The organism is Exiguobacterium sp. s124 (assembly GCF_018617485.1).
GTDB classification, from domain to species: Bacteria; Bacillota; Bacilli; order Exiguobacteriales; family Exiguobacteriaceae; genus Exiguobacterium; species Exiguobacterium aestuarii.
This window is the reverse complement of record NZ_JACSKH010000002.1, coordinates 250,230-262,957: the sequence shown is the minus strand read 5'-3', so window position 1 is coordinate 262,957 and position 12,728 is coordinate 250,230. Positions and strand designations below refer to the sequence as shown.

Here is a 12,728-nt window from a genome sequence, read left to right as displayed (position 1 = left end):
ATTTTGGATTCTGTCGAACTTGTGAACATGCCTATTCTTAACGCTTATATCCCGCTTCTTTTAAGAGTTCTTCAAGCTCTAATCTTGCAATCAGACGAACTTGATTTGGTGCCGCCAATTCGTACGCACTGTCCGTGAACGTCGAGTTCGTCACGACCCATCCTTCGTGAACCTGATAATAAGGAACCGCAGCTGCGATTTGTTGAACCGCTTCAAGCCCGACTACCTTTTCATAACGTTTCGCTTGCACCGCAATCAACCATCCGTCCGGTGTCTCAAGTAACAAGTCGGCACCAAAGTCGCGCGATGCTGGGGTCACGGTGACCGTGTAACCGAGCGCCGTGAACACATTTTCTAAGAACAGTTCGAATTCCCGCCCATCCATCCGATCGATTCGGTCGATGGTCGACAGTCGTGCTCTCCAAATGAACCACGCAATCCCTAACAGGAGTAGCAAGATACTGCTCCAAAGCGGTGCCCCGAACCACCATAAACCAATGGCACCAATCATACTTAGAAGTAATCCAATCATCCCCATCTTTCCTTTCCAACTCCTCTCTCCCACTTTACCGTTTTGAGGGCAGGAAATGAAAGGGGGATCTGTCGAATGTTATAGAAGATGTGCTCGTCTGACACCAACGAAGGAGGGATGATCGTTCATGGAGAAACCCACCAATCTCCACAGTGAGTTATTACATGCATTACCTTATGGGGTTGCTTTAATACAAAAAGATGGAACAATCGTTCAGGCAAACCGCCCATTCTTAGAAAATTTCCCAGAGAATCTGCAGACTCGTACGAACCTCTTTCATATGATCAACCAGTCTCCGATTACAATGGAATTATCTCGCCGAATGGAGCAAGGACTTCCTTGGATGTATGAATTGCCGACGATGCGTGTACATGCCATTCCTTGGGAAGATCATTACATTCTATCCATTGAACCACTCCCTCTCGATACGCGCGTGACGATTCAACATAATGCGTTTGAAGCGATGATGCATACTGAACTCGACATGGCGATGATTATGACCGATGCGAATATGTTAATCACACGATTTAATCAGGGAGCGACCGAACTGTTCGGTTATGCGCCCCATGAAGTGCTATATGAAATGACACCGTTCGCTTTGTTCGAGTCGAGAGAGTTGAGCGAAAAGCGCTCTGCTTATCAAGATGAAACGGAACGGTTGCTGTCATTCGAGCAAATGTTACGCCTTGCGCTCGACAAAGGAGACCGTGAATGGAAATTCCAATGTAAGGACCGGACACATTTTATTGGAAAACTCTTCATGCATCCGGTATATGAACAAGAGCAACTCATCGGCTTCTTTTTCTTCGTGTTCGATGTGAGTCCCGAGATTCAATTGAAACGAGAACTTCGTTATAAGGAGCAACGCTATCGGATGTTTGCCGAATCCGTCATCGAAGCTGTCCTGTTTCACGAAGACGGTATGATTCTCGATGCGAACAAAGCGGCGGAATCTATCTTTAAAATTCCTGCTGAACAAATGGTCGGTCGTCAAACGGTCGAATTTATCGCTGAAGGGTATCGTGCGGATGTATTGCGACGGATTCGGAATCATATCCAAACACCATACGAAGTGATTGGCCGACGAGCAGACGGCACGTTTTTAGAGATGGAGGTTTACCCAAAAGAAGTGACGTATCAAGGCCAAACGTTACGGGTAGCCGTCATGCGCGACATTAGCGATCGCAAAAAAGTAGAGCGTATGCTCGAACGAGAGAAAAATGCGATTGCCCGCCAACGAGATATCATTCAATCGATTTTACAAGCGTCGAACGAAGCATTCGTCTTGACCGAGTCGAACGGGAGTGTCTTGTTCATGAACGTCCATGCGCGACGCCTCATGGATTTACCTGGAATCGCTCCAAACAAAATACAAGAGCGCATTCCCCTCCTCTCCACGTTCCGTCCACGCGACCGGAGCGAGATGTTGAAAAAGATGGACCAACTTCTCGACGGGACGGCCCGGGAAGTGTCGATGCGTTTCTCCATCCCCCAGCCGAACGACCGGGATGAGGAATATTATGAGATGTACGGCACGACGATGGATACGAAACGGCAAATCGGAATGGACAGCGGTTTCTTATTCGTATTCCGCAATCGGACAGAGGAAGAACGCATGGACCAGATTAAAAACGAATTAGTGAGCACGGTCTCGCATGAACTGAGGACACCCCTTTCTTCATTATCTGGTTACATCGAGTTGATGCTCGCTCGCGATTTGACTCCCGATAAGCGGGAACGTTTCTTGAAGACGATGTCACGAGAAGCGTCACGGCTAACAGCATTACTTAACGACTTTTTAGATATTCAACGCATGGAAGATGGTCATCAGGAATACAAGCAAGATCATTTCTCGTTGAATGAACTCGTCTTAGAGGTGGTTGAACGCTTCCGTGAAACGAATGATCATGCCATTCACTTCGATAACGCTGATGAAGATTTACTCTTGATTGCTGACCGAGACCGAATTGAACAAGTACTCGTCAATTTGATTTCAAATGCCATCAAGTACTCTCCGAACGAACAAGAGATTGAGGTACGGGTCCGGCACGACCACAATCAGGCTCACGTCTCCATTCGTGATTTTGGAATCGGTATTCCGGAACACGCCTTTGAGAAACTGTTTACGAAGTTTTATCGGGTCGACAACTCGGATACGCGTAAAATTGGTGGGACCGGTCTTGGGTTGTCCATCTGCAAAGAAATCATCGAATCACACGGCGGTAGTATTGAAGTGGAATCGACTGTCGGAAAAGGATCGACTTTTACATTCACACTAGAATTAGCGGAGGAGATGTCATGAACGATTACGCCTTTACCGGTTTCCCTGGATTTTTAGCTGGAAAATTAATCGAGCATCTCGCGTCGTTACCTCATCAAATCGGGACGATTTATGCATTGCATCTTCCGAGTCAACAACGCGAAGCAGAAGACTTAAGGGACACCTTACTGTCTACGACGTCCCTCGAGCCTCGTCAACTCGTTTTAGTAGAGGCGGATATCACGTTGCCTGAAGTGATTCTCGATCCGATTATGCGGTCTGTCATCGAACGCGACGTGCATTACGTCTTTCATCTGGCCGCAGCATATGACTTGAGCATTCCGTATGACACCGGGTATCGAATCAATATCCTCGGTACGAAACATGTGACCGCGTTCGCCAAACGCTCAAAACAATTGAAGCGCTATGTATACTTCAGTACAGCCTATATCGCCGGTCGCCGGCAAGGAACCGTGTACGAGAACGAACTATGGCATCGGGCTCAGTTTAAAAATCATTATGAAGCGACAAAATATGAAGCAGAAGCTCTCGTCTCGCGTGAGATGGGAGCGATGCCGATTACCATCATTCGTCCTGGTATTGTGATTGGTCATAGTCGAACAGGAGAAACGAAAAAATTTGACGGTGTCTATTTCGTATTGAAGTTAATGGAGCAATTGAAACAGATGCGACCGCTTCCTTATATCGGACGAGCGAACGTCGAAGTGAATCTCGTCCCTTATGATTACGTGGTGGAAGCGACCGCTTTCTTAGCGCACTCACCAGCCGGAATGAAGCGAACGTTCCATTTGACGGACCCGTTCCCACACGGTGCGCGTGAAGTGTATCGCATGCTACATGAAACGATGTTTCAACGCCCTCCTCGTGGCACGGTCCCTCACGCTGTTGCGGACGTCGCATTCACGAGCTGGAAGAATGCCGCACAACTCGATGTCCCTCATGAACTGCTGGACTACTTCAAACATTCCGTCCATTTTGATACGACGCAAACAATTCGTGCGCTCGATGGGACCGGAATCGTCTGTCCAGATTTACAAGATTATCTCCCGGAGATTGCCCGTTATTTCATGACACACAAAAAGCCCTGATGCGCTCAGGGCTTGAACTATGATTAGAATCAAAGTGATAAAGCAAGTGTGCGCTGTGAACGAGCGTACACTTGCTTTTTAGATTTCATCCACGTGTCTACGAGACACTCCTTGATCGTGTAGAAGACGCTCAAGGACGAAAATATAGACCAATGCCACGAAGAGTCCCACGATACCAGGGAGAACAGCAACAATCGAATCCTTCAAATATGCTGACGGAATTAAGTAAAGGAAGAGCCATTTCACGCCATTCATCAATATCAATGAAGAGAGCAATACGAGCGTTACCGCTCGTTTCGACACGCCTCCGAAGAATGGACGTCCACTCTTCTCTCCTTTTGTTATACCTAGCCAAGATAACAAGTCAGAATCCTCCTTGATCCATTCATATGACCATTCATTCTTCAACCCATTATATACCAAATATCGAATAGGATGAAGACTATCAACTTCAATATCATGACAACCTTAACTAAAAAGCTACATTCCTTTATCAGGAATGCAGCCCACAACACACGTTTATCCAATCAAAATCTTTTCTTTCGGATAGCGAATCTTTCGGTCAGCTTGTCGCGCGACCGTAAAGAGAATCGTCAAGGATCCGACACGGCCAAGAAGCATCATGAACATGATGAACCCTTTACCGGCAGCATTCAAATCAGCGGTAATGCCCAATGATAACCCGACCGTCCCGAACGCCGACACCGTCTCAAACAAAATGGCGCTCGCTGGAATATGACCGTTCGTCAAAATGACGAGTGTCGTAATGATGAGTATAAAGAAGAAACTTGAGATGGCAACGACGTATGCTTTTTTAATTTGAAACGCATCAATCGTTCGCTCCATGATGACCGTTTCTTTTTTACCTGCAATGAACGCCCACATATCCGCGAAGATGACCGCAAGCGTCGTCACTTTAATCCCCGACCCTGTCGAAGCTGCACCGGCCCCGATATACATCAAAATCAAAATTAAGCCGATTGAGGCAGGCGCCATCATCGAGATATCAATCGTATTGAAACCAGCCGTTCTTGTCGTCACGGCTTGGAAGAACGTCACATGTAACGCTTCACCGATGGACCGTCCATACAGCGCGCCTTCGCTCGATACCCACTCAAACATCATGAGCACGAACCACGCTATTCCATTGATCACCAAAAGGGACAAAATCATGATTTTCGAATGAAGGGCGAGACGTTTCCATCCTCTTACCTCTGTCGCGTCGGCGATGGTCGTGAACCCGAGACCCCCAATCATAATCATGAGGGCAATCGTCACGACAATCGCCGTGTTTTGTTCAAACGACATGAGACTGTCCGGGAACAGCGCGAAGCCCGCATTGTTAAAGGCAGAGACGGCATGGAAGAAGCCGTAATAAAGCGCCGCACCGAACGAGTAACTCTCCGTACTATACAGTTCGAACGTCAAAAACAGCATCCCGATAAATTGTACGATGACCGTCGTGAAGACGATATTTCGAACGAGACGAACCGTACCGCCTGGCCCGGCTAAGTTCAACGATTCTTGCAAGAGAATCCGTTGTTTTAATCCAATTTTCTTACCTAATACACTCAGGAGCATCAACGCAATCGTCATGAACCCAAGACCCCCGATTTGAATGAGGGCGACAATCACCAATTCCCCAAACAGGTTGAACGACGATCCGATGTCGACTGTCGACAATCCGGTCACTGTTCCTGCAGAAGTCGCGATGAACAAACAATCAATCCAAGAAACTGGCTCTTCTTGTGCAAATGGCATATATAAGAGTGTTGCCCCGATAAAAATCGCAAGTAAAAATCCTCCCGCGATAAAGCGAGCAGGTTTTTCAAACACGACTCGATAAAGTACCTCGATTCGCTTCAAGCGCATTTCACGCGCTGACAGTCTATGTCGCATTACGACATCCCCTTCACATCTGTTATTCTAAGCCTCATGTTACTCCTCGCTTTTCTAAATGCCAACAAGAAAATGTATCTCTAACGCTTTCCTCATTTTTTTGGTATTATGGGAGATAGACTTTAAGAATGTTGAGGAGGTTGAATGAAACCGTGGACCCTAGTACGGTAGATCATTCGATAGAGGATGTCTCGCGAAGGTTGGAGCGCCAATCACAATGTATGCCCGCTCACCTTTATTTTCAGCTAGAAGAGTTACTCAATTGGTCACTTGAGCAAGAAGTCGTGAATCAATTGTACGCATTGTTAAAAAAATACGACGTATTAACCGATATAGAGCGTGAAGAACGAAACATCAGCATCCAAATGCTGATTGATGAAAACGGCGCTTAATCATCGGGAACGCATGTTGCGGGAGACGAGTAGCGTCTCTCGCTTTTTTTGTCCTGATTTATTTCGGAAAGGTGGAAAACAAAGACATGGATGTCGTCACGTTAGTCGGGCTCATACTCGGGTTCCTCACCCTCGTTGGTGGAATGTTATTAAAAGGAGCGGGTATTGCACCGCTGATCAACCCTGCCGCAATCGTTATCATTTTCGTCGGTACAGCTGCTGCGGTCAGTATCGCCGTATCGAAAGAACAGCTTCAAAATGTACCGAAGTTATTTAAAATCTTGTTCAAAAAACAAGAACTCCCAAGTAAATCCGGATTGCTCACACAATTTGTCGATTTGTCGACGCAAGCTCGGAAAGAGGGACTCTTATCCCTAGAAACAGCACTTGAACAAGTCGAAGAACCATTTTTACGCCAAGGAATGATGATGGTCATCGACGGTCAACCTTCTGAATACATTGCGGAAGTGATGTCACGTGATATCGAAAACATGGAACAGCGCCATAAAGCGAATGCCGACATCTTCACCCAGGCCGGGACATATGCGCCGACGCTCGGGGTACTCGGAGCCGTTATCGGATTGATTGCTGCCCTTAAAGATTTGTCGGATATCGAGAAACTCGGACACGCCATTTCGGCTGCCTTCGTCGCGACACTTTTCGGGATTTTCACCGGATACGTGCTTTGGTTCCCGTTTGCGAATAAACTGAAGCAATATTCGAAGAGCGAAGTCATCATCAAAGAAATGATGATTGAAGGGATTTTATCGATTCAAAGCGGTGAATCTCCAAAAACGTTAGAAGATAAGCTGTCTGTGTATTTGTCTCCAAAGGAGCGAGCTGACTATGAAACGCAAAAAGAAGCATGATCATGAAGAACACATTCCAGAAGGTTGGCTCATTCCTTATGCCGACTTGTTGACACTCTTGCTCGCGCTCTTCATCGTACTGTTCGCATCGAGTAACATCGACCAAACGAAGCTCGAGAAAATGTCTCGCTCTTTCAACCAGGTGTTCTCTGGAGGCGTCAGTGTCTTCCAAGCTTCGACCGCCTCAAACAGTGACATCAGTCGGACGGATAAAACCAATACGACTGCCAACCCACGCACCTACGAGCTTGCTCAGCTTGATGAGTTGAAGGAAGATGTGAATCAGTACATTAAGAAGAATGGGTTAGAGAGTCAAATTAAAGCGACAATCAACTCGAGCGGTCTCGTCTTAACGATTCAAGATCGCGCCCTTTTCAACTTAGGAGAAGCGACACTGGATGCGGATGCTCGAAATGTGGCTCAAAACATCAGTCAAATCTTAGAGAAGGCCGGGAAGCGAGAAATTGTCGTCTCTGGTCATACCGACAACATTCCAATCAACACGGCGCGTTTCCCATCGAACTGGGAACTCAGTTCAGCACGTGCGACCGCATTCATGCGTGGTTTATTAACGAATGACGCACTGAATCCGGCTCAGTTTACACTTGCAAGCTACGGGGAATTCAAACCGATCGCCACGAATGATACCGAAGAAGGTCGGTCGAAAAACCGACGTGTCGAAGTGTTGATTAAACCGCTCGTCGACTTATCAGAAGGCGAACCGAAGATGATTGAGACAATCACGTTACCGAACTAAAATCACCCACTCATTTGAGTGGGTGATTTGTGTTATTGCATCAATTTGAAATAGCGTCTTGCCAGTTCTGTAAGTGGGCTTTCGAACAAGCGTTTCCGCCAGTAGAGATCCGTCACTTTCTTCACCGCTTCACTGCGCGATGGGTAAGGATAAATCATTCGTGACAACTTCCCAATCTTATCGCCCCGTTGCATCGCATAGACGACGATTTGCATCCAGTCACCGGCCGATTCACCGACCGCATGTGCCCCGATAATCTTGCCATTTTTCTTCGTGATGACTTTGACAAAGCCCGCCTCTTGGCGTTCGGCGATGAAACGGTCCACTTCTGACAGTTTTGCTTCATATGTCTCGATGTCATCCCCATAACGCTCGCGCGCTTCTTTCTCCGTCATCCCAACGTGGAACACTTCAGGATCTGTGAACGTGATCCACGGTAGCTTACTGTAATCTACCTTGTTCCATAGTCCGAACAGTGCGTTCGCGACAACCGCTTTCCCTTCTTCTCCAGCCGCGTGTGTGAACGGTAACGTCTTGATCGTATCGCCAATCGCAAAGATATGCGGCTGTGACGTTCGATACGAAGATGAGACATCGATGTATCCTTTCGTCACTTGAACGTTCGCACGATCGAGACGAAGCGCGTCGATGCGTGGCACACGCCCTGTCGCCATGAGGAGCTTATCTGCCTCGTACTCGACTGTCTCGCCGTCCACCTCTGTCGTGACACGAATGCGGCCATCGACTTCATCGACCCGACTGACCTTCACGCCAATTTTCAAGCGCATCGCCATCTCAAGCTGCGATTTTAGGTAAGTGGAGACGTCCTCGTCTTCTTTTGGTAAGAACGCATCCTGTGCCTCGAGTACGGTAACTTGCGAGCCGAGTCGGACAAACGATTGTGCTAGCTCGAGACCGACTGTCCCGGCACCGATGACAATGAGGCTCTCTGGAAGCGTCTCTTCTTCAAAGACCGTCTCGTTCGTTAAGTATGGGACTTGATCTAATCCATCGATTGGAGGGACTGTCGGTTTCGAGCCTGTCGAGATGACAAATTTTTTCCCGATCAATAAATCGTCCCCGACCTTCAATTCAGTCGGGCTTTGGAACGAAGCCTCCCCGATGTATACGTCTACACCGATCTTTTCAAAGCGCTCGGTCCCGTCATGATCTTGGATGATTGCGCGAGCCTTGTCGACTCGTGCTTTTGACATTTGATAATGCTCGCCTCCATTGAATTCTGTTCCGAGAACACGCGCTGCGCGCATCATCGCGTTCGCTTCTTTCGAGGCGGCGATCAATGCTTTCGATGGGACGCATCCGACATGTAGACAGTCGCCACCTAAATGTTTGTTCTTTTCAACAAGCGCGACTTTCGCGCCTAAGTTCGCTGCTCCTGCCGCCACTGTCATTCCAGCGGCACCGCCACCAATGACAATCAACTGATAGTCCTTCATCGAATCAACCTCCGGTATCGTTCACTCACATCTTCCATCCGTTTCCGGTTCACGCCAAAGTCTGAATAGCCGACACGAGACGCAGACCGAAATTCGACTTGTTGAGTGGAATCATCAAATAGAAAATTCACATCATCTTTAAAACGCATCACTTTCGAGGTCACCACATAATGAAGGCCCTCATCCGTTTCTTTAACCAGTTCAGCTCGCGGCAATTGGTTCATTGCCATCTTGATCGCTTCAATCGATTGACCACGACTACCCGCATATGGGAGTGGAGACATGCGCAATTCTTCAATCGAGGTTTGCGTCGAGACGGCGTTTGGACTTCCTTTTAACGGCTTCAATGACTGATTGGCCATAGTAAAAAACCTCCCTCATTCTACATACATCTATATGTAGCCTGAATTCGGGAGGTTTAACCCTATTAATGTAGTTCACTCGGGTCGAGTGGCAATAACACGGTCACGGTCGTCCCATGTCCGACCTCACTTTCGATGACCAGTTTTCCTTCATGTGCTTCAATCAACTCTTTTGAGATAGCGAGTCCGAGACCGCTACTTCCTTCCGTCACGTGGGCCTGATAGAACATCTCCGTAATACGCTGTAAATGCTCACGTGAGATACCAGGACCTTCATCGATGATCGAGATGAAGGCAACACGTTCCGATTGAACGAAGCGGATTGTCAACGTCCCACCGTCTGGCGAGAAGCGAATCGCGTTCTCGAGGATGTTCAAGAACACTTGCTTCAACCGATTCTCATCAAACAATCCGACCGACTTTTGAGGATAACGCTCAATGAGCGTGATGTCTTTATCTTCAAGCGACTGTTTTAACTGCAATGTCACCTTTCGTAACAGTGAGACTAAATCAAGTTCCTGACGATACAACACCAATCGACTCTCTTCGATTTTCGTATAATCGAGAAGCTGCTCTACGAGACCGATCATGCGCTCTGTTTCTGAATGAATGATGCTTAAACCAAGCTCCGTTTCTTCAGATAGCTTCTCATCGCCGCCACGAATCGTCTCCGTCCACCCCTTAATCGATGTGAGCGGTGTCCGCAGTTCATGAGAGACGCTCGAGAGAAACTCGTTACGTGTCGACTGATGCTGTTGCACTTTAGCACCTAAATACGTGAGTGTTCGAGCCAATGCCCCAAGCTCATGTTTTTCATTGGATTCAACGGCAACGTCGAAATCACCTTGAGCCATCTCATCCGCCGTTTCGATGATTTGACGAATCGGACGGACGAAACGATCAGCGATTCGAATGACGGTATAGAGTGCAAGTAACCAGATCAGGACACCAATCATGACAACGGTCATCCAAATTTCACGGATGAGCGTATCTAAGTCTTCGAGCGGGCGTGTAAAGCTAATCGCAAACTCTGACGTATCGTTCGTCATAATCGGACTGGTCACCGCTAAGTAATGCTCCTCACCGATGTCATAGTCCTGTACGACCGACTCTCCTCGTGAAAGTTTTTCTAATTGTTCTTGTGAAAAAGATGCCTGCCTTGTCCGTTGCCCCGTCGTCTTGACGATGGAACCACTCTGGTCGACAATCGTTAAATCCGTTCCGGGATATCCGAATGTCCGGACAAGGACGGAGAAGGCGCTCGGCGTCTCAAACCCGACCTGGGCTTGAGGATATAGATATGCACTCGTGGTCGCATGACTTAGTAACGCTTCCGACTCATACTCGTAATAGTATCGATATGTCCCGTAAGACAAGACACTGACGAGTAGAAGTAAGACAATCGTCACGACGATCATCATGCGAATGACTAACTGTTGTTTCATGCTTCATGTCTCCGCCATTTATATCCGTGACCCCACAACGTTTCAATATAGATTGGGTGACTCGGGTCATCCTCGATTTTTTGACGCAATCGACGGATATTGACGTCGACTGTCTTACGGTCACCGAAGTAGTTGACGCCCCATACCGCATCGAGTAATGCATCACGCGACAAGACGATCTCTTCATTTTGGACGAGATGACAAATCAAGTCATACTCCGTCGGCGTCAAATCGATCGATTGACCGTACTTCGTCACTTGCTTTGCCGCAAGGTCGATTGCGAACGGTCCTGACTTCAAACGTTTCGAGTCTTTTCGTTTCACTTTTTCGACGCGACGCAGCAACGCTTGAATGCGTGCCACTAGTTCGCCTGGACTGAACGGCTTGGCGATATAATCGTCCGCCCCTTTTCCGAGTCCTTCGATTTTATCTTCTTCGAGCGTTCGTGCCGTCAACATGATGATTCCGACGTTCTCATCGATATCTCGAATGGCCGCACACGCCTCAAACCCGTCCATCTCCGGCATCATGACATCTAATAAGACAACGTCGAACGGTTCACGGTCAAATGCGGTGACCGCCTCTCGTCCATTCGTCGCCTCAAACACATCGAATCCGGCTCGTTTTAAATTGACAATAATGAAGCTGCGAATCGCATGCTCGTCCTCAGCTACTAAAATTCGATTCATATTTACACCTCTTCTAGAGTTCACTTCTCTACATTATAGTTACGTTTTTGCGACAAGGTTGTCAATTGACCTTAAAAAGGTTTAGGATGGAGTCATTAGATTCTGAAGGAGGACCCCCTACTACTATGAGTTACAAAATGATTGTATTGGATATGGATGATACGCTCCTCACGAGCGACCATACGATTTCCCCTAAAACAAAAGAAGCACTTCTCGATGCGCAAGAGCGCGGCTATAAAGTCGTGCTTGCGAGTGGCCGTCCGACGTTTGCGATGTGGGATGCAGCCCGTGAATTGGAACTTGCGAAGTACGGTAGCTTCATTTTATCGTTCAACGGTGCCTCGGTCATCAATTGCGAAACGAATGAGGAGATTTTCTCGAGCACGCTTCAACCAGACACAGTCGCCCATCTCCATGATATCAGTGAACGGGAAGGAATCGCGATTCATACGTACGTCGGTAACGAAATCGTAACCGATCGTCCGAACCCATATACCGATATCGAAGGTGAATTGACGGGTATGCCTGTCATCCATGTCGACAACTTTAAAGACGCTGTGACAGCACCTGTCGTCAAATGCTTGATGCTTGCCGATGGTGACACGCTTGCTCCGATTGAAACGAAACTACAAGAAGAGTTGGCCGGGAAGTTGGCCGTCGCTCGTTCAAAACCGTTCTTCCTAGAATTCACGGAAGCCGGTGTCACAAAAGGAACGAGCCTCGCCTTCCTAGCGGATCAACTCGGCATCGCCCAGAAAGAAGTCATCGCTTGCGGTGATGGAAACAATGATTTGACGATGATTGAATGGGCAGGTCTTGGTGTTGCGATGGGTAACGCCAATATGACGGTCAAAGGGAAAGCGGACTTCATTACGAAGTCAAACAACGAAGACGGCATCGCTCATGTCATCGAGACATATATGGCGGACGTACTCGTCACGCAATAAGCTTCTGATT

General features: G+C 47.7%; 13 protein-coding genes. 6 read left to right on the top strand and 7 right to left on the bottom strand.

Features of this window, described 5'->3' with window-relative positions; all coding sequences use genetic code 11:
- Positions 1 to 37: 37 nt before the first annotated feature.
- On the bottom strand, positions 38 to 532 hold the full coding sequence (locus KNO85_RS11910; protein WP_214790357.1) for a restriction endonuclease: 495 nt from the start codon (positions 530 to 532) through the stop codon (positions 38 to 40).
- Between the two features lie 127 nt (positions 533 to 659).
- Here KNO85_RS11910 and KNO85_RS11905 point away from each other — a divergent pair, with 127 nt between their 5' ends.
- Both KNO85_RS11905 and KNO85_RS11900 read left to right on the top strand, forming a co-directional pair.
- Positions 660 to 2,834, top strand: a complete 2,175-nt coding sequence (locus KNO85_RS11905; RefSeq protein WP_214790355.1) for a PAS domain-containing sensor histidine kinase — start codon at positions 660 to 662, stop codon at positions 2,832 to 2,834.
- On the top strand, positions 2,831 to 3,901 hold the full coding sequence (locus tag KNO85_RS11900; protein ID WP_214790353.1) for an SDR family oxidoreductase: 1,071 nt from the start codon (positions 2,831 to 2,833) through the stop codon (positions 3,899 to 3,901). Before KNO85_RS11905 ends, KNO85_RS11900 begins: the two co-directional genes overlap by 4 nt.
- A 78-nt stretch (positions 3,902 to 3,979) precedes the next feature.
- Here the strand turns inward: KNO85_RS11900 and KNO85_RS11895 are convergent, their stop codons facing one another.
- Together KNO85_RS11895 and KNO85_RS11890 are read right to left on the bottom strand one after the other, a co-directional pair.
- Positions 3,980 to 4,264 carry a hypothetical protein gene (locus tag KNO85_RS11895; RefSeq protein WP_214790351.1) on the bottom strand — a complete coding sequence of 95 codons (285 nt, stop codon included), beginning with the start codon at positions 4,262 to 4,264 and terminating at the stop codon, positions 3,980 to 3,982.
- A gap of 156 nt (positions 4,265 to 4,420) precedes the next feature.
- Positions 4,421 to 5,800, bottom strand: a complete 1,380-nt coding sequence (locus tag KNO85_RS11890) for a TrkH family potassium uptake protein (RefSeq protein ID WP_214790349.1) — start codon at positions 5,798 to 5,800, stop codon at positions 4,421 to 4,423.
- A 200-nt stretch (positions 5,801 to 6,000) separates the two neighbouring features.
- On the opposite strand from KNO85_RS11890, the gene KNO85_RS11885 reads away from it, so the two are divergent.
- The 3 genes from KNO85_RS11885 to KNO85_RS11875 all read left to right on the top strand — a co-directional run bounded on the left by KNO85_RS11885 (position 6,001) and on the right by KNO85_RS11875 (position 7,818).
- Positions 6,001 to 6,192: a hypothetical protein gene (locus KNO85_RS11885; RefSeq protein WP_224862903.1), complete on the top strand. Its 192-nt coding sequence runs from the start codon at positions 6,001 to 6,003 to the stop codon at positions 6,190 to 6,192.
- Between the two features lie 86 nt (positions 6,193 to 6,278).
- Complete coding sequence (gene motA / locus KNO85_RS11880; RefSeq protein ID WP_214790347.1) at positions 6,279 to 7,061, top strand: flagellar motor stator protein MotA; 783 nt, start codon at positions 6,279 to 6,281, stop codon at positions 7,059 to 7,061.
- A complete protein-coding gene (locus KNO85_RS11875) occupies positions 7,039 to 7,818 on the top strand; it encodes a flagellar motor protein MotB (RefSeq protein ID WP_074034256.1) in 780 nt (259 codons plus the stop codon). Before motA ends, KNO85_RS11875 begins: the two co-directional genes overlap by 23 nt.
- Positions 7,819 to 7,850: 32 nt before the next feature.
- Here KNO85_RS11875 and KNO85_RS11870 read toward each other — a convergent pair whose 3' ends face one another.
- The 4 genes from KNO85_RS11870 to KNO85_RS11855 form a co-directional block, all read right to left on the bottom strand.
- Positions 7,851 to 9,275, bottom strand: a complete 1,425-nt coding sequence (locus KNO85_RS11870) for a dihydrolipoyl dehydrogenase family protein (protein WP_214790345.1) — start codon at positions 9,273 to 9,275, stop codon at positions 7,851 to 7,853.
- On the bottom strand, positions 9,272 to 9,637 hold the full coding sequence (locus KNO85_RS11865) for a DUF1499 domain-containing protein (RefSeq protein ID WP_214790343.1): 366 nt from the start codon (positions 9,635 to 9,637) through the stop codon (positions 9,272 to 9,274). Before KNO85_RS11865 ends, KNO85_RS11870 begins: the two co-directional genes overlap by 4 nt.
- 65 nt (positions 9,638 to 9,702) lie before the next feature.
- Positions 9,703 to 11,082: a sensor histidine kinase gene (locus KNO85_RS11860; RefSeq protein ID WP_214790341.1), complete on the bottom strand. Its 1,380-nt coding sequence runs from the start codon at positions 11,080 to 11,082 to the stop codon at positions 9,703 to 9,705.
- Complete coding sequence (locus KNO85_RS11855) at positions 11,079 to 11,771, bottom strand: response regulator transcription factor (RefSeq protein ID WP_026824524.1); 693 nt, start codon at positions 11,769 to 11,771, stop codon at positions 11,079 to 11,081. The genes KNO85_RS11860 and KNO85_RS11855 overlap by 4 nt, the downstream gene beginning before the upstream one ends.
- A gap of 125 nt (positions 11,772 to 11,896) precedes the next feature.
- Between KNO85_RS11855 and KNO85_RS11850 the strand changes: the two genes are divergently transcribed.
- The gene (locus KNO85_RS11850) at positions 11,897 to 12,718 is read left to right on the top strand and encodes a Cof-type HAD-IIB family hydrolase (protein WP_214790339.1); all 822 of its coding nucleotides are present in this window, start codon (positions 11,897 to 11,899) and stop codon (positions 12,716 to 12,718) included.
- The last annotated feature ends 10 nt before the right edge of the window (positions 12,719 to 12,728 follow it).

Bases quoted from the DNA above. Each gene is read 5' to 3' on its own strand.
- KNO85_RS11890 (WP_214790349.1), bottom strand. From the start codon at position 5,800: ATGCGACATAGACTGTCAGCGCGTGAAATGCGCTTGAAGCGAATCGAG.
- KNO85_RS11870 (WP_214790345.1), bottom strand. From the start codon at position 9,275: ATGAAGGACTATCAGTTGATTGTCATTGGTGGCGGTGCCGCTGGAATG.
- KNO85_RS11905 (WP_214790355.1), top strand. From the start codon at position 660: ATGGAGAAACCCACCAATCTCCACAGTGAGTTATTACATGCATTACCT.
- KNO85_RS11855 (WP_026824524.1), bottom strand. From the start codon at position 11,771: ATGAATCGAATTTTAGTAGCTGAGGACGAGCATGCGATTCGCAGCTTC.
- motA (WP_214790347.1), top strand. From the start codon at position 6,279: ATGGATGTCGTCACGTTAGTCGGGCTCATACTCGGGTTCCTCACCCTC.
- KNO85_RS11860 (WP_214790341.1), bottom strand. From the start codon at position 11,082: ATGAAACAACAGTTAGTCATTCGCATGATGATCGTCGTGACGATTGTC.
- KNO85_RS11865 (WP_214790343.1), bottom strand. From the start codon at position 9,637: ATGGCCAATCAGTCATTGAAGCCGTTAAAAGGAAGTCCAAACGCCGTC.
- KNO85_RS11900 (WP_214790353.1), top strand. From the start codon at position 2,831: ATGAACGATTACGCCTTTACCGGTTTCCCTGGATTTTTAGCTGGAAAA.
- KNO85_RS11850 (WP_214790339.1), top strand. From the start codon at position 11,897: ATGAGTTACAAAATGATTGTATTGGATATGGATGATACGCTCCTCACG.
- KNO85_RS11875 (WP_074034256.1), top strand. From the start codon at position 7,039: ATGAAACGCAAAAAGAAGCATGATCATGAAGAACACATTCCAGAAGGT.
- KNO85_RS11910 (WP_214790357.1), bottom strand. From the start codon at position 532: ATGATTGGATTACTTCTAAGTATGATTGGTGCCATTGGTTTATGGTGG.